This window comes from Actinoplanes lobatus, assembly GCF_014205215.1.
GTDB classification, from domain to species: Bacteria; Actinomycetota; Actinomycetes; order Mycobacteriales; family Micromonosporaceae; genus Actinoplanes; species Actinoplanes lobatus.
Window position 1 is genome coordinate 8,122,696 of sequence record NZ_JACHNC010000001.1, and the last position, 15,029, is coordinate 8,137,724.

Annotated in this window: 12 protein-coding genes; 3 read left to right on the plus strand and 9 right to left on the minus strand. The window is 71.0% G+C overall.

Features of this window, described 5'->3' with window-relative positions; genetic code table 11:
• Nucleotides 1-21: 21 nt before the first annotated feature.
• Nucleotides 22-690: a response regulator gene (locus BJ964_RS37300; protein ID WP_188125050.1), complete on the minus strand. Its 669-nt coding sequence runs from the start codon at nucleotides 688-690 to the stop codon at nucleotides 22-24.
• The gene (locus BJ964_RS37305) at nucleotides 687-1,841 is read right to left on the minus strand and encodes a sensor histidine kinase (RefSeq protein ID WP_188125051.1); all 1,155 of its coding nucleotides are present in this window, start codon (nucleotides 1,839-1,841) and stop codon (nucleotides 687-689) included. Before BJ964_RS37305 ends, BJ964_RS37300 begins: the two co-directional genes overlap by 4 nt.
• 125 nt (nucleotides 1,842-1,966) lie before the next feature.
• Between BJ964_RS37305 and BJ964_RS37310 the strand changes: the two genes are divergently transcribed.
• Complete coding sequence (locus BJ964_RS37310) at nucleotides 1,967-2,947, plus strand: alpha/beta hydrolase (RefSeq protein ID WP_188125052.1); 981 nt, start codon at nucleotides 1,967-1,969, stop codon at nucleotides 2,945-2,947.
• Nucleotides 2,944-4,098, plus strand: coding sequence for an acyltransferase family protein (locus BJ964_RS37315; protein WP_188125053.1), 1,155 nt, complete (start codon nucleotides 2,944-2,946; stop codon nucleotides 4,096-4,098). The genes BJ964_RS37310 and BJ964_RS37315 overlap by 4 nt, the downstream gene beginning before the upstream one ends.
• Here BJ964_RS37315 and BJ964_RS37320 read toward each other — a convergent pair.
• Nucleotides 4,070-4,537 carry a peroxiredoxin gene (locus BJ964_RS37320; RefSeq protein ID WP_229806668.1) on the minus strand — a complete coding sequence of 156 codons (468 nt, stop codon included), beginning with the start codon at nucleotides 4,535-4,537 and terminating at the stop codon, nucleotides 4,070-4,072. The genes BJ964_RS37315 and BJ964_RS37320 overlap by 29 nt on opposite strands.
• A gap of 136 nt (nucleotides 4,538-4,673) precedes the next feature.
• On the opposite strand from BJ964_RS37320, the gene BJ964_RS37325 reads away from it, so the two are divergent.
• Nucleotides 4,674-4,916: a response regulator transcription factor gene (locus BJ964_RS37325; protein ID WP_188125055.1), complete on the plus strand. Its 243-nt coding sequence runs from the start codon at nucleotides 4,674-4,676 to the stop codon at nucleotides 4,914-4,916.
• A gap of 52 nt (nucleotides 4,917-4,968) precedes the next feature.
• Here BJ964_RS37325 and BJ964_RS37330 read toward each other — a convergent pair whose 3' ends face one another.
• The 6 genes from BJ964_RS37330 to BJ964_RS37355 all read right to left on the minus strand — a co-directional run bounded on the left by BJ964_RS37330 (nucleotide 4,969) and on the right by BJ964_RS37355 (nucleotide 15,021).
• A complete protein-coding gene (locus BJ964_RS37330; RefSeq protein ID WP_188125056.1) occupies nucleotides 4,969-7,029 on the minus strand; it encodes a PQQ-dependent sugar dehydrogenase in 2,061 nt (686 codons plus the stop codon).
• 1 nt (nucleotide 7,030) lies between these two features.
• Nucleotides 7,031-7,948 carry a sugar phosphate isomerase/epimerase family protein gene (locus BJ964_RS37335; protein ID WP_188125057.1) on the minus strand — a complete coding sequence of 306 codons (918 nt, stop codon included), beginning with the start codon at nucleotides 7,946-7,948 and terminating at the stop codon, nucleotides 7,031-7,033.
• A 234-nt stretch (nucleotides 7,949-8,182) separates the two neighbouring features.
• Nucleotides 8,183-9,190 carry a sugar phosphate isomerase/epimerase family protein gene (locus BJ964_RS37340; RefSeq protein ID WP_188125058.1) on the minus strand — a complete coding sequence of 336 codons (1,008 nt, stop codon included), beginning with the start codon at nucleotides 9,188-9,190 and terminating at the stop codon, nucleotides 8,183-8,185.
• Between the two features lie 178 nt (nucleotides 9,191-9,368).
• Complete coding sequence (locus tag BJ964_RS37345; protein ID WP_188125059.1) at nucleotides 9,369-11,057, minus strand: ThuA domain-containing protein; 1,689 nt, start codon at nucleotides 11,055-11,057, stop codon at nucleotides 9,369-9,371.
• Nucleotides 11,058-11,068: 11 nt separating this feature from the next.
• Nucleotides 11,069-13,867 carry a PQQ-dependent sugar dehydrogenase gene (locus BJ964_RS37350; RefSeq protein ID WP_188125060.1) on the minus strand — a complete coding sequence of 933 codons (2,799 nt, stop codon included), beginning with the start codon at nucleotides 13,865-13,867 and terminating at the stop codon, nucleotides 11,069-11,071.
• 116 nt (nucleotides 13,868-13,983) lie between these two features.
• Nucleotides 13,984-15,021, minus strand: coding sequence for a polyprenyl synthetase family protein (locus BJ964_RS37355; protein WP_188125061.1), 1,038 nt, complete (start codon nucleotides 15,019-15,021; stop codon nucleotides 13,984-13,986).
• Nucleotides 15,022-15,029 lie beyond the last annotated feature (8 nt).

The following is a 15,029-nucleotide window of genomic DNA, read 5'->3' on the forward strand; positions in this document are numbered from 1 at the left end:
GACAGGTACCGGCAGGGCACCCTACGGTCCGGGGGCGACCAGGCCCATCTCGTACGCGATGATCACCAGATGGACCCGGTCCCGGGCGTCGAGTTTGGTGAAGAGCCGGGCCACGTGGGCCTTGGCGGTGGCCGGGCTGATGTGCAGCTCCTCGGCGATCTCCGCGTTCGACCGGCCACGTCCCACCAGGGTGAGCACCTCCCGCTCCCGTTCGGTGATCGCGTCGTCCATGCGTGACCGGGCCGGTGACGGGGCGGGTGCGGGGGCGCCGGCGGCGAAGTGCCCGATGAGGCGGCGGGTGACGCTGGGGGCGATCAGCGCGTCCCCGGCGGCGACCACGCGGATGGCGCCGAGGATGTCGTCGAGCGCCATGTCCTTGACGAGAAACCCGCTGGCTCCGGCGCGCAGGGCGGAGTAGACGTACTCGTCGTCGTCGAACGTGGTGAGCATGAGTACCCGGGCCGGGCCGGTCCCCGCGGTGATGTGCCGGGTGGCCTCGATCCCGTCCATGACCGGCATCCGGATGTCCATGACGACGACGTCGGGTTCCTGTTCACGGACCAGGCGTACGGCCTCGGCACCGGTGGCGGCCTCGCCGACGACTCGCAGGTCCTCGGTGGCGTCGATGAGCACCCGCAGCCCGCTGCGGATCAGCGGCTGGTCGTCGGCGAGCACCACGCGGACGCTCATCGGGTGGTCTCCGGGAGCGGGATGGTCGCGGCGATCCGGAATCCGCCGCCGGGCCGGGGGCCGGAGGCGAACTCGCCGCCCAGGAGGCTGACGCGCTCCCGCATGCCGGTGAGGCCGTTCCCGCTGCCGGCGACGGCGGGTACGCCCGTGCCGGGGCCGTCGTCGGTGACCTCGATGGTGAGCGCGCGGCCGTCCTGCTGGACGCCGACGTCGCAGTGGCCGGTGCCGGCGTGCCGGATCACGTTGGTCACCGCCTCCTGGACGATCCGGTACGCGGACAGGTCGATGTCGGGCGGCAGCGGCGCCCGGTCGCCGTGGCGGCGCAGCCGGATCTCCACGCCCGCCTGGGCGCTGCGGGTGACCAGGTCGTCGAGGTCGGCCAGGCCCGGAGCGGGGTCCCGTGGCGCCGGGGCGGAGCCGCCGTCGCTGCGGCGCAGGCTGACGAGCATCCGGCGCAGGGCGGCCGCGGTCTCCCGGCTGGTGTCCTCGATGTTCGCCAGGGCGTTGCGCGCCTCGGCCGGCTGGGTGTCGATGACGCGGCGGCCCATGCCGGCCTGTACGGCGATGACGGCGATGCTGTGCGCGACCATGTCGTGCAGTTCGCGGGCGATCCGCAGCCGTTCCGCCTCGACGGCCCGCGCCTCGGCCTGTTCCCGCTGGGTGGCGGCATGCCGGCGGCGCTGCCGGATCGAGTCGCCGATCACCCACGCGGTGATGACCCCCAGCAGGATCACGGTGAGCACGGTCGGCACGTCGTCGACCTGGCCGATGGTCAGGGCCAGGTTGCCCTGCACGACCGCGGTCAGAGCCGCCGCCGGCAACGACAGCCGCCGTGGCCGGGTGGCCGCCACGTGGCCGGCCATGCCGTCGGCCACGATGACCACGACGAGGATCAGGATGCGGCCGAAGGTCTCGTCCTGGACGAGGAACAGCACGGCTGTTCCGCCGGCGAGCAGCACCAGCAGACCCGCCAGCGGGGATCGGCGGGCCAGCCCCAGGGGCAGCAGCAGGGCCAAGGCGGCCAGGGGCAGCTGGAGCAGGTTCCCGTCGCCGCCACCCGGCAGAGTGATCGTGGCGAACAGGGCGAACGGGAACAGGAGCGCGGCGCTCCAGACCAGCACGCCACCCGTCCGTTTCGGTGGGGTAGGCATGCGGCCGACTGTATCGACGTGAAGATCACCGGCGCATCGGCTCGCGGGCTTACGCCCACGGGCGGATGCCGTTGCCGTCCGCGGGCCGATGTGGCGGCGCCCGGTCGCCGGGCACCGTGATCGGCATGATTCTGATCAATCGGTTGCGGACGGTTCTGGCGGTCACCGCGGTCATCGTGGCGCCGTCGGCGGGCACCGTGCTGGCCGCGCCCCCTGTTCCGGCCCCGGTGGGCGCCGCCGCACGGCCGGCGACGGTCCACGAGTGGTTCGCCGTCATGCCCGGCGACCGGCAGCGGGAGCTGGCCGCCGAACGTCCCGAGGTGGTCGGCAATCTGGACGGGGCGCCGATCACGCTGCGCTACGAGGCGAACCGGCGATCCATGCGGGCGGCCGGGATCGACCGCCCGGACGGCGATTTCCTGCTGTTCGACCCGCGCGGGCGGGGCCGGGTCGCCCAGGTGTTCGGTGACCTGTCGACGGCGCGGCGGATCGCGGTGCTGGTGCCCGGCATGACCAACCGGCTGGCGAATTTCTGGCGGGGTGTGGGCGGGCGGTCATACCGGTCACCGGCCGTGCAGGCGGCCGACCTCCAGCGGGCCGGGGCGGGATCCGGCGGGTTCGCGGTGATCGCGTGGCTCGGCTACGACACACCGCAGGGGTTCGACGAGGCCGGCCGGGCGAACCTGGCGCGGGCCGGGGCCGCGGAGCTGGAACGGTTCGTGGCCGGTCTGGTCGCGGTTCGCCCGCGGGCGACGATCGCGCTGCTCGGGCACAGTTACGGGTCGGCGGTGATCGGGCACGCCGCGCCCCGGTTGCCACCGCAGGTGACCGACATCGCCGTGTTCGGCAGCGCTGGCATGGGTGTCGGCGACGTCGCCGGTCTGCGCACGGGCGCACGGGTGTGGGCCGGTCGGAGCGATCAGGACTGGGTGCGGTGGGTTCCGGAGGTGCGGCTGTTCGGGCTGGGTCTCGGGGCCGATCCGGCCGGGCCGGGGTTCGGCGCCCGGGTGTTCGCCACCGCGGACGTCCACGATCACGATCACTATCTGTCGCCGGGCACCGATTCGCTGGCGGCACTGGCCCGGATCGCCGGTGATCTGCCATGACTCTTTCAAGATCCAAGACCCGTGATCGTACGATCGACGCGCTCCGGGCCGTGGCGATCCTGGGCGTGGTGATCGGGCACTGGCTGGTGTCCGCGGTGGTGAGCGATCCCGCCCGGCCCGCGGCGTGGCACGGGGCGAGCCCGCTGGCGGCGTTCCCGGCACTGACCCCGGCGACGTGGGTGTTGCAGACCCTGGGCCTGTTCTTCTTCGCCGGCGGATTCGCAGCCGCCCGCAGCCGCCGCGAACCCGCCACCCACAGCCGCCGCGAACCGGCCGTCGGCAGCCGCCGCGAACCGGCCGCACGCAGCCGCCCCGGGCTTGCCGCCCGATTTGCCCGGCTTGCCCGCCCGATTGGGCTGCTGGCCGCCGTGTGGCTGCCCGCCTGGCTGCTGCTGCGGGTGACCGGCGCGCCGGACAGCACCCTGCACGTGGTGCGCTCGCTGCTCGTACACCCGCTGTGGTTTCTGTTGGTTTATCTGGTCCTGACCGTGAGCGCTCCGCTGCTGCGGGCCGCGGTCGGCCGATACCGGCTGTGGCCGCTGGCGCCGGCGATCGCGCTGGTGGCGGCCTGTGACGTCGCCCGCCACTTGGAGACAGCGGCCTGGCTGCATCCGGCGGCCACGGTGGCCGGCTGGGCGGTGCCGTATCTGCTGGGTATCGCCCTGGCCGACGGCCTGCTCCCCCAGCGGGCCGGCCGGATCCTGGCGCTGATGGGCGTGGCCGCCGGCGCCGGACTGGTGCTGCTCGCCGGCTATCCGGCCAGCGCGGTGGGCGTCCCCGGTGACGGCTGGTCGAACCTCGATCCGCCGTCGCTGTTCGCGCTGGCTCTGGCCGCCGCGCAGATCGGCGTGTTCCTGCTGGTCCGGGACCGGCTGGCCGGATGGCTGCGGCGACCGGCCGTCGGGACGCCGGTCGCCGTGCTCAATCGGTCGGCGATGACCGTCTACTGCTGGCACCAGAGCGCCCTGCTGCTGGTCACCTTCGGCGGGCTGCTCGCCGGCCCGCTGCCCGGCCTGTCCGGCCCGCCGACCGGGATGTGGCCGCTGTACCGCCTGCTCTGGCTGCCGGTCTTCGCCGTGACCCTGGTGTTCCTCTGCGCGGCCTTCCAGCGCGCGGAGCGGGTCAGGACTTGGCGGCGGACGCCACGCTGAGCGCCTCGGCGGCGTGCTGGTTCATGTCCAGCTCGCTGTGGATGACGTCGAGAATCCTGCGGTCGGTGCCGATCACGAACGTCATCCGCTTGGTGCTCAGCGGGCCGAGGTTCAGCTTGCGCTTCACGCCGTACGCCGCGATGGTCGCCGAATCGGGATCGGACAGCAGCGGGTAGTCGAAGGTGTGGGTCTCCGCGAAGAGCTTCTGCTTCTCGACGGTGTCCCTGCTGATGCCGACCCGCTGCACGCCGGCCGCGCGGAACTCCGCCGCCAGGTCCCGGAAGTGGCAGGCCTCCGCGGTGCAGCCCTTGGTCATGGCCGCGGGGTAGAAGAAGAGGACGACGGGCCCGTCCGCCAGCAGGTCGGTCAGCCGCCGGGGCGTGCCGTTCTGGTCGGACAGCTCGAAGTCGGGTGCGATGTCGCCTTTGCCGATGCTCACCCGACGCAGTCTACGGACACGAACGTATGTCACATTCATTTCACCGGCCGACGCGAGGATGTCAAACCAGAAACGGCACGATGGCCGCCCGGTTGGCGACACGAACGGGCCACTGACCGGCTGGACAGTGAGATCCATGGATGAACTCTTTCGGACCTCGCGCCGACTCGCCCCCATCGACATCGACTCGCTCAGCCACCGGGAGGTACAGATCCTGACCTTGGTGGCGGAGGGTAAGACCAACAAGCAGATCGGCGCCCACCTCTACCTGAGTGCGGCGACCATCCACAGCCACCTGAAGAACGTCTTCCGCAAGCTGGACGCCAATGACAGGGCCCACGCGGTGGCCAAGGCCTTCCGCGCCGGTGTCCTGCAATGATCGAGGTGCCCGGGGACGGAAAGCCCCGGGCACGCCTCGCCTCAGACGGGCATCAGGGTTCGCTGGGTGTGAGGACCACCTCGGCCGAGCCGGTCTGGCCGTCGCTGTCGGTGTACTCGGCGACGAAGACCGCCACCAGACCCTCCGCCCCGGCATGCCCGGGGTCGATGAACGTGGTGATCGAGCCACTGCATCCGGAGGTCGTCGACAGCGGGTGGCCGTGCTCGTCGTGGCCGAGAATGTAGGAGACCTGCACGCTGGCGCAGTTCACCGGCTGGTCGTCGACCACGTTCACTGCGAAGGTGACGGTGTCGCCGAACGCGAACGGCTGGTCCTCGGTCGGTGTCACGAACGACACGGTGGGCGCCACCGGGCCGACGTGCAGGCGGAACTCCGCGGAGGCGGAGCGGCCGGTGGAGTCGGTGACCTTGAGGGTGGCCCGGTAGTCACCGTTCTGGGTGTATGTGTAGGACGGGTCGGCCTGGCGCGAGTCGACGTCGCCGTCGGCGTCGAAGTCCCACGCGTACCGGAGGGCGTCGCCGTCCGGGTCGAGGGTGCCCGCGCTGGTGAAGTTCACCGTGAACGGCGCCGACCCGACCGTGGGTGACCCGCTGATCTTCACGATCGGCGTCCTGTTCTTCGGCGCGTAGTCGATCCGGGCGAGCTGCGCCTCCGGGTTCTCGGAGAAGAAGCCGTCGCCGTACTCGAGGACGTAGAGCGCGCCGTCCGGCCCGAACTCCAGGTCCATCGGGTTGTCGAAGACGATCGACGGCAGCACCGCCTCGATGGCCGTGACCTGGTTGCGGCGGTCCAGCGTGAAGGCTTTCACGTAGTCGCGGGTCCACTCGTAGAACAGCGGTTTCCCGGCGAAGTCGGCCGGCCAGCGCAACGGTGAGGTGTTGCGCCGGTCGTACTGGTAGGCGGGCCCGCCCATCGGGCCGATGCCGCCGGTGCCCAGCTCGGGGAACTGGGTGCTGGCTGTGTACGTGTAGACGACCTCCGCCTTCTCCACCGGCGGCAGGTTGCGCAGGCCGGTGTTGTTGGGCGACTCGTTGACCGGCTGGGCGCAGTTGAACGGCGCCCCGGAGGTGCTCGTCGCGAAGTCGTAGTCGACGTACGGCATGTCGGGCGCCACGCAGTACGGCCATCCGTAGTTGGCGGGTTTGTCGATGGCCATCCAGCGCCCGTGTCCGGCCGGCCCGCGCGCCGGGTCGGCGTTGCGAGCGTCCGGCGAGTAGTCGGCCAGGTAGACGACGCCGGTCTTCTCGTCGACGTCGAACCGGAACGGGTTGCGCAGCCCCATGGCGTAGATCTCCGGCCGGGTCTTGGCCGTGCCGGGTTTGAACAGGTTGCCGCGCGGAATCGTGTAGGCGCCGTTCGGCTCGACGCTGATCCGCAGGAGCTTGCCGCGCAGGTCGTTGGTGTTGCCGGAGCTGCGCTGGGCGTCGAACGCGGGGTTGCGGCCGGCCCGCTCGTCGATCGGGGTGTAGCCGCTGGACGCGAACGGGTTGGTGTCGTCGCCGGTGGAGAGGAAGAGGTTGCCGTGCCGGTCGAAGTCGATCTTCCCGCCGACGTGGCAGCAGATGCCCCGGTCCACCGGGACCTGGAGGATCTTCTGTTCGCTGCCCAGGTCGAGGGTGTTGCCGCGCAGCTTGAACCGGGACAGTTGCAGGTGTCCCTTGAAGGGGGCGAAGTCGGCGGCGGCGCCGTTCTCCGGGGCGTTGCCCTCGTTGACGTTCGGTGTGGCCGGGTCGTCGACCGGGGTGTTCAGCACGGGTGAGTAGTAGACGTACACCCAGTGGTTGTGCTGGAAGTCGGGGTCGACGGCGATGCCCTGCACACCCTCCTCGTCGTGCTGGTAAACCGGGATGGTGGCGGCGAGGACGTTGCGGCCGGTCCGCGGTTCGTGGATGCGGACCTCGCCGCGGCGGGCGGTGTGCAACACCCGCTTGTCGGGCAGGACGGCCAGGGCCATCGGTTCGCCCGGGAAGTCGTTGAGGGTGACCTTCTGGAAGTCGGTGTCCGGCGGGGCGGCCTGGGCCGGGTTGCCGAAGCCGGTGACCAGGGTGGTGGCGAGCAGGGCCGCGGCGGCGCCGGTGACGAGCCGTCGCATGTCAGTACCTCAGTCCGGCGAGGTACTGGTAGCCGACGCGGGCGGTGTCGAGGGCCTGCTCCGGGGTGCGGGGCGGGCTGCCGGCGTCGTCGCGTTCCACGATGTATTCGATGAGGCCGGCCTCGTGGGCGCGGCGGAACACCCGTTCGAAGTCGATCAGACCGTCGCCGGGGTCGGCGAAGCTGCTGCTCACGGCCATGTCCTTGACGTGCACCTGTTTGATGCGGCGGCGGTTGCGCTCGATCAGGTCGACCGGGTCGGCGGCGCCGCGCCAGGCCCAGTAGATGTCGACCTCCAGGTGGACCAGGCGGGGGTCGGTTCCGCCGGTGAGGATGTCGAATCCGGTGATCTCGGTGCCGGTCTGGCGCAGGAACTCGTTGTGGTGGTTGTGGTAGCCGAAGCTGAGCCCGGCCTTGCGGGCCAGCTCGCCGGCCTTGTTGAGGTCGGCGGCGAAGGCGCGGTAGACGGCGCCGTCGCGGATCGGCCCGGTGGGCCCGGTGCCGAAGTACGGGTGGACGATGAATGTGTTGCCGACGACGGCGGCGTCGTCCAGGGTGCGTTTCCAGGTCTCGGCGTTCCACGGTTGTGGGATGCCGGCGTGGCCGGAGGTGGCGCGCAGTCCGGCGTTGTCGAGGGCGGTCCGGAACTGGGCGGCGGTGCGGCCCACGAATCCGGCGTGCTCGACGCGGGTGTAGCCGATCTCGGCGAGTTCGGCGAGGCTGCCCTCGAGGTCGATGGCGAGCTGGTTGCGCAGCGTGTAGAGCTGCACGCTGATCTGGTCGCGGGGGACCCGGTGCGCGGAGCCGCCACCGCCAGCCGCGGCGGGTGATCCGATGGCGGTGGCGGTGGCGCCGGCAGCCGCGGCGCCGAGCAGGTTGCGGCGGCTCAGGGCGGACGGACGGGATGGTGACTCATGCATGGTGGTGCCTCCGGTTACGACAGTGAACACGGATGGCCTGCGAGGAGCGCCCGCAAGCGGCAACTTTCGTGCAGAGCGGTTTCCGTACCGCACGTTACCGCGTATTCACAGTTGTCTCTAGAGAAACATCTGCATGAGTCAATCTAACTTTCGTCGGAGCAGACGAAAGTGCACGACGGCTCGAGCCGGGCGCACACGGGCGCCCGGCCGGGGCCGTGACCAGGAGATGATGGGTTACTGGTGGGAGGAGAAGGCCGCGTCGAACGCCGCCGCCGGCGCGTCGAACGCCAGTCGGCGCACGAACTGGAGAGCCTCCGGGGCGCCGACGAGGCGGTCCATGCCGGCGTCCTCCCACTCGATCGAGATCGGGCCGTCGTAGCCGATCGCGTTCAGCGCCCGGAAGCAGTCCTCCCAGGGCACGTCGCCGTGACCGGTGGAGACGAAGTCCCAGCCGCGCCGCATGTCCGCCCACGGCAGGTGGGAGCTGAGCCGGCCACGCCGACCGTCGCCGGTGCGCACCTTCGCGTCCTTGCAGTCCACGTGGTAGATGCGGTCGGCGAAGTCGAAGATGAAGTTGACCGGGTCGAGATCCTGCCAGACGAAGTGCGACGGGTCCCAGTTGAGGCCGAACGCGGGCCGGTGACCGATCGCCTCCAGCGTGCGCTTGGTGGTCCAGTAGTCGTAGGCGATCTCGCTGGGGTGCACCTCGTGTGCGAACCGGACGCCCACCTCGTCGAAGACGTCGAGGATCGGGTTCCAGCGGTCGGCGAAGTCGGCGTAGCCACGCTCGATCATCGACGGCGGGACCGGCGGGAACATGGCCAGCGTGTGCCAGATCGACGACCCGGTGAAACCCACGACGGTACGCACGCCGAGCTCGGCGGCCGCACGGGCGGTGTCCTTCATCTCCTCGGCGGCCCGTCGGCGTACCCCTTCGGGTTCGCCGTCGCCCCAGATCCGGGCGGGGAGGATGTCCTGGTGCCGCTCGTCGATCGGGTGGTCGCAGACCGCCTGGCCGACCAGGTGGTTGGAGATCGCGAACACCTGGAGGTTGTGCTTGGCCAGGGTCTCGCGTTTGCGGTCGAGGTAGCCGTCGTCGGCGAGCGCCTTGTCGACCTCGAAGTGGTCGCCCCAGCAGGCGATCTCCAGGCCGTCGTACCCCCAGCCGGAGGCCAGCCGGCACACCTCGTCGAACGGCAGGTCGGCCCACTGACCGGTGAACAGGGTGATCGGTCGTGCCATGGTCTCACTTCCTCGCAGCAGTGTCTCGAAAGGGGATTCGATGCCCGGCGCGAGGAGCCGGAGAGAGGCGAGCGGTCAGGGCAGGGTGCGGCGGGTATGCCGGGGTGGGTTGCGCCTCCCGTCCCGGACACCGCTGTGTCCACGGTCGCCGCAACCCACCCTAGTAGCGCTGGTACGTCTAGGGAAGACGCCACTGCTGGTTCGCGCCGGTGTGACAGTCCCAGAGGTGGATCTGCTGCCCGTCGGCGGAACTGTTCTGCGACACGTCCAGGCACCGGCCCGACTGCGGGTTGCGGACCGTGCCGCCGGCCTGCGCGGCCCAGTTCTGGGCGCCGGTGCCGTTGCAGGTCCACAGCTGGACCTTGGTGCCGTTGGCGGTGCCGCCGCCGGCCACGTCCAGGCACTTGTTCGACTGCGGGTTACGCCAGACCTGGCCGCTGATCTGCCAGTTCTGCGCGCCGCTGCCGTTGCACGTCCACAGCTGGATCTTGGTGCCGTCCGCGGAGCCGCCGTTGCTCACGTCGAGGCACTTGCCGGCCAGGCCGACGACCGGCCCGGTGCCACCGACGGGGCCACCCAGCTCCTTGATCCGGATGTTGCGGAACGACGCCTCGTCACCGTCGCCGTGGTTCTGGATGCCGATGTGGCCGGCCAGCGACCGTACCGGATCGGTGTTGGTGTAGTCGTTGATCTTGACGCCGTTGAGGAGGACCTGGAGGCGCTCGCCCTCCACCCGGATCTCGTAGGTGTTCCACTCCCCCGGCGGGTTGAGCGCCGCGTCCCGGGCCGCGATGTCGGCGGCCTTGAACGTGTAGACCGACCCGGTGGTGCGGTCGGCCGCGTCGGTGGCGTCGATCTGAATCTCGTAGCCGTTGTTCACCGCCGACCACGGGTCGCTCGACGGCGGGAACCCGAGGAAGACGCCGGTGTTGTCGTCCCCGGCCAGCCGCCAGTCGAGTTTGAGCGAGTAGTCGGTGAACTGCTTGGCCGAGTACCAGTACAGGCCCATCCCGCCGGTGGACGTCAGGGTGGCGTCGGTGCTGGTGAAGGCGCCGGGACCGGCCTGCGACCAACCGGTGGTGGAGCCGTTGTAGAGCGCGGTGTAGCCGGTCTCCGAGCGGCAGTCGGCGTGCGTACGTTTGGCCGTGTAGCGGATGCCGCCGAGCAGGTGCGCCCGGAAGGCGGGCTCACTGTACGCCGACTGCGTGTGCCCGCCGCCGGTGTAGAAGGAGCGGCCGGAGTCGAGGGTCTTGCACCAGGCGTGCGGGTGGTCGGCGCCCATCGTGCCGCCCGAGTAGGAGCTCTCGTCGAGGGTGGCCAGCACGTGGGCGGTGCTGCGGGCGTTGGTGCGGTAGTCGTACCACTCGTCGGTGCGCGGCCAGGACTGCGGCAGGTGGGCGGTGGCCGCGTGCGCCCGGTCCTCGACCTTGACGGTCGCCTGCTGGACCGCCGGGTGGGAGGCGAACCAGGCGCCGACGAGCTGCCCGTAGAACGGCCAGTCGTACTCGGTGTCGGCGGCCGCGTGGACGCCGGTGAAACCACCACCGCCACGGACGTACGCCTCGAAGGCGCTCTGCTGGTTCGCGTCCAGGACGTCGCCGGTGGTGTTGAGGAAGACGACCGTCTCGAAGCGGGCCAGGTTGGCGGCGGTGAACGCGGTCGCGTCCTCGGTGGCGGTGACGGTGAAGTTGTTCGCCGCGCCCAGGTCACGGACGGCCTGGACGCCGGCGGCGATCGAGTCGTGCCGGAACCCGGCGGTCTTGGAGAAGACGAGGACGTCGTAGGCGGGGTCGGCGGCGACGGCGGGCGCCGCCACGGCGGTGCACGCCACGGTGGTCAGCGCGGCGACGATGGCTCGGGCAAGCATCGGTTCTCTCCTCACTGAGGCAGGTTCCACAGCTGGTTGGCGGCGCCCAGGCAGTCCCAGATGTGGATCTGCTGGCCGTCGTTCGGTTTGACCTCGGAGACGTCGAGGCACCGGCCGGAGACCGGGTTCCGGACCGTCCGGTCGGCCGGTGCGGTCCAGTTCTGGGCGCCGGTGCCGTTGCAGGTCCAGAGCTGGACCTTGGTGCCGTTGGCGGTGGCGCCGCCGGCCACGTCGAGGCACTTGCCCGACTGCGGGTTGCGCCAGACCTGGCCGTTGACGGTCCAGTTCTGCGCGGCGGATCCGTTGCAGGTCCACAGCTGGATCTTGGTGCCGTCGGCGGTGCCGCCGCCGTTGACGTCCAGGCACTTGCCGGCGAAGCCGGTGACCGGGCCGGTGGGGGCCGCGGTGAGGGTGAACGCGTCGACGTCGAAGAGCGCACCCGCGCCGCCGCCGAACGTCAGGTACAGCGTGGTGGTGCCGGCCGGCGGGCTGGTGAGGGCGCCGCCGACGTCGGTGAAGACGTTCCAGCCACCGGTCACCGGCACGGCGGCCGAACCGAGCACGGTCCCGGTGGCCGAACCGGCCCGCACCTGGATCGTGCCGCCCACCCCGGCCGACGAGACCCGGGCACTGAAGCGGGACACGTTACCGAGCTGGTACGGCTGGAACGCGATCCAGTCGCCGTTGTGGATGTCCCCGACGGTCTTGCCGCCCTCGGCCTCCGGCTTGTTCATCGGGGCGACGCCGGCAGAGGTCTTGTAGTGCTCGGCCTGCCGGTGCGCGGGTTGCAGGGTGTGCTGGGTGTGCGTGGTCAGGCCGCCGGCGTCGGTGTACTCGGCGTCGAACACGGCGAAGATGTTCGCCGCGGTGTCGTGCTCGCCGTCGACCGGGATGGTGAGCGTGCCGGTGCAGCCGGTCTTCGAGGTGATCTGGTGCCCGTGCTGGTCGTGGCCGAGCACGTAGGTCATCTTGACCTTGGCGCAGTCGATGGTGGCGTCCTCCGGGTCGGTGACGGTCACCGCGTAGGCGATCGTGTCGCCGAAGGAGAACACCTGCCCGTCGCCGGGCGCGTTGATCCGTACGGTCGGGGCGGTGTTGCCGACCCCGATCTGCACGTTGTCGCTGCCGGTGGCGCCCTGCGGGTCGGTGACGGTGAGTTTCACGTCGTAGGCGCCGTTGGCGGTGAACGTGTGCGACGGGTTGGCCGCCGTGGAGCTGCCGCCGTCACCGAAGTCCCACCGGTAGGTGAGTGCCCCGCCCTCGGGGTCGGTGGAGCCGGCCGAGGAGAACTGCACGGTCATCGGGGCCTGCCCGGAGGTCTGGTCGGCGTTCGCCACCGCGGTCGGCGCCCGGTTGCCGCCGCCCACGTGGTCGTACCGGTACAGCGCCGAGTTCTCGTCGCCGTTGAAGTAGCCGGTGCCGTAGTCGAGCACGTAGAGCGCCCCGTCCGGCCCGAACGCGAGGTCCATCACCTGCTTGCCGTTCCAGGTGAAGGCCGAGATCTCGCCGACCGAGCCGTCGGCGCCGACGTGGATCGGCTTGATCCAGCCACGGCCGAACTCGGCGGCGAAGAAGTGCCCGTCCAGCGACTGCGGGAACTTCGTGGTGGAGGGGTTGGCCGCGTCGTACCGGTAGACCGGGCCGCCCATCGGCGATTCCGAGCCGCCACCGAACTCCGGTGGCGTGCCGGCGTCCCCGCCGTACCGGATCCAGGAGGTCTTGGCGGCCGGAAGCGTGCCGAGGCCGGTGTTGCGCGGCGAGTTGTTGACCGCACCGGCCGCGCAGGTGAACTTCGCGCCGGTGGCGCCGGTGGCGAAGTTGTGGTCGGCGTACGTCTCGGCGGCGGTGTTGGTGCCGGTGCAGTACGGCCAGCCGAAGTTGCCGGGTGCGGTGATCCGGTTGAACTCGACCTGGCCGCTCGGGCCGCGAGCCGACGACGAACCGGCGTCCGGGCCGTAGTCGCCGACGTAGACCGCGCCGGTGGCCTTGTCGACGGTCATCCGGAACGGGTTGCGGAAGCCCATCGCGTAGATCTCCGGGCGGGTCCCGGCCGTGCCCGCGGCGAACATGTTCCCGGCCGGCGAGCTGTACGTGCCGTCCGCGTTGACCTTGATGCGCAGGATCTTGCCGCGCAGGTCGTTGGTGTTCGCCGCGGTCCGCTGGGCGTCGAAGGCCGGATTACGGTCGGCGCGCTCGTCGATCGGCGTGTAGCCGTCGGACTGGAACGGGTTGCTGTCGTCGCCGGTGGACAGGTAGAGGTTGCCGGCCGCGTCGAAGTCGATGTCCCCGCCGACGTGGCAGCAGATGCCCCGGGTGGCCGGCACGTCGAGGACGGTGCGCTCGGCGCTGAGCTTCCAGTCCGCGGTGAGCGTGAAGCGGGCGAGGCGGTTGACGCCGTTCCAGGCCGAGAAGTCGGTGCCGGTGTCCGGCGCGTCGCCGGCCGGGGTGCTCAGCGGCGGGGCGTAGTAGAGGTAGATGAACCGGTTGGTGGCGAAGCCCGGGTCGACGCCGACACCCTGGAGCCCCTCCTCGTCGTGGGTGTAGACGGCGAGGGTGCCGACGACGGCGGTGTTGCCGGCGGCATCGGTGCGGCGCAGCGTGCCGTTGCGGGCGGTGTGCAGCACGGAGCGGTCCGGCAGCACGGCGAGGCTCATCGGCTCGCCGACCTCCGGTTCCCCCTTGGCGAGGGTGACCTGCTGGAAGTCGGCCGGGTCGACGGGGTGCGCCTGGGCTGGGGCCTGGGCGGTCGCGAGGATCAGAGCGGCTATGGAGCCGGCGGTCCACCATCGGCGGCGGGACGAAACGGGCATGGTGCGGCCATCCCTTCAGAGCTGGGGAACGTGCGGAATGGGTGGTCGCGCCGCCGACTTCACCTGCCCGAAACAGTAAAGAAGCCATCGACTTTTGTCACTACGTACGGAACTTTTCAACGCCGGCGGTCAACTATCTCGTGCGCCAGCGCCGTCAGCCGGGCCGCCACCTCGGGTGCGATCCCCGATCCGGCCAGCGCCACCAGGGCGGACTCCACCCTCAGCTTGATCAGTCGTTCCACGCCGTCCAGCGCGCCGGTGTCGACGATGATCCGGCGCAGCTCGGCCGCGCCCTCCTCGTCCAGGTCCGGGCTGCCCAGCAGCGTCCGGATCCGGGCCGCCTGCCGGTGCCCGGCCGCCTCGCGGGCCAGCGCCATCAGCACCGTGCGCTTGCCCTCGCGCAGGTCGTCGAGCACCGGCTTGCCGGTCACCGCCGGATCGCCGAACACCCCGAGCACGTCGTCACGCAACTGGAAGGCGTCGCCGAGCGGATCACCGAACTCGGCGTACGCCGACAGCAGCTCCTCCCCGGCGCCGGCCAGAGCCGCGCCGATCTGCAACGGCCGGGTCACCGTGTACCGGGCCGACTTGAGCCGGATCACGGTCAGGGCGCCGGCGGTCGAGCCGTCACCCACCCCGGAGACCAGGTCGAGATACTGGCCCGCGATCACCTCGGTACGCATCGCGCCGAACACCGCGTAGCCCCGGCTCACCTGCTCGTCACTCAGCCCGCAGCCCAGGAACATCTGGTCCGCCCAGGCCGCGCACAGATCGCCGCAGAGCAGCGCGGTGTTGCGCCCGTACCGGGCCGGGTCGCCGCGCCACGCCGACCGGGTGTGCAGATCGGCGAAGAACGCGTGCACCGACGGCTCGCCACGGCGCCGCTCGCTGCCGTCCATGATGTCGTCGTGGATCAGCGCGAAGGCGTGGAAGATCTCCAGCGCCGCGGCCGCCGTGACGATGCCCGGACCGTCCTCGCCGTCCGCGCCGCGCCAGCCCCAGTAGCAGAACATCGGCCGCAGCCGCTTGCCGCCGGACAGCAGAAACCGTTGCAGCGTGCTGAACAACCCCCGCGGCGCGCCCTCGGGCCACTGCGGGACCTGTCCGGTGAGAAAGCCGTCGAGCTGGGCGTCGAACCGGGCCCGCAGTGTCACGGCCCCTC

Bases quoted from the DNA above. Each gene is read 5' to 3' on its own strand.
- BJ964_RS37300 (WP_188125050.1), bottom strand. From the start codon at position 690: ATGAGCGTCCGCGTGGTGCTCGCCGACGACCAGCCGCTGATCCGCAGC.
- BJ964_RS37305 (WP_188125051.1), bottom strand. From the start codon at position 1,841: ATGCCTACCCCACCGAAACGGACGGGTGGCGTGCTGGTCTGGAGCGCC.
- BJ964_RS37310 (WP_188125052.1), top strand. From the start codon at position 1,967: ATGATTCTGATCAATCGGTTGCGGACGGTTCTGGCGGTCACCGCGGTC.
- BJ964_RS37315 (WP_188125053.1), top strand. From the start codon at position 2,944: ATGACTCTTTCAAGATCCAAGACCCGTGATCGTACGATCGACGCGCTC.
- BJ964_RS37325 (WP_188125055.1), top strand. From the start codon at position 4,674: ATGGATGAACTCTTTCGGACCTCGCGCCGACTCGCCCCCATCGACATC.
- BJ964_RS37330 (WP_188125056.1), bottom strand. From the start codon at position 7,029: ATGCGACGGCTCGTCACCGGCGCCGCCGCGGCCCTGCTCGCCACCACC.
- BJ964_RS37335 (WP_188125057.1), bottom strand. From the start codon at position 7,948: ATGCATGAGTCACCATCCCGTCCGTCCGCCCTGAGCCGCCGCAACCTG.
- BJ964_RS37340 (WP_188125058.1), bottom strand. From the start codon at position 9,190: ATGGCACGACCGATCACCCTGTTCACCGGTCAGTGGGCCGACCTGCCG.
- BJ964_RS37345 (WP_188125059.1), bottom strand. From the start codon at position 11,057: ATGCTTGCCCGAGCCATCGTCGCCGCGCTGACCACCGTGGCGTGCACC.
- BJ964_RS37350 (WP_188125060.1), bottom strand. From the start codon at position 13,867: ATGCCCGTTTCGTCCCGCCGCCGATGGTGGACCGCCGGCTCCATAGCC.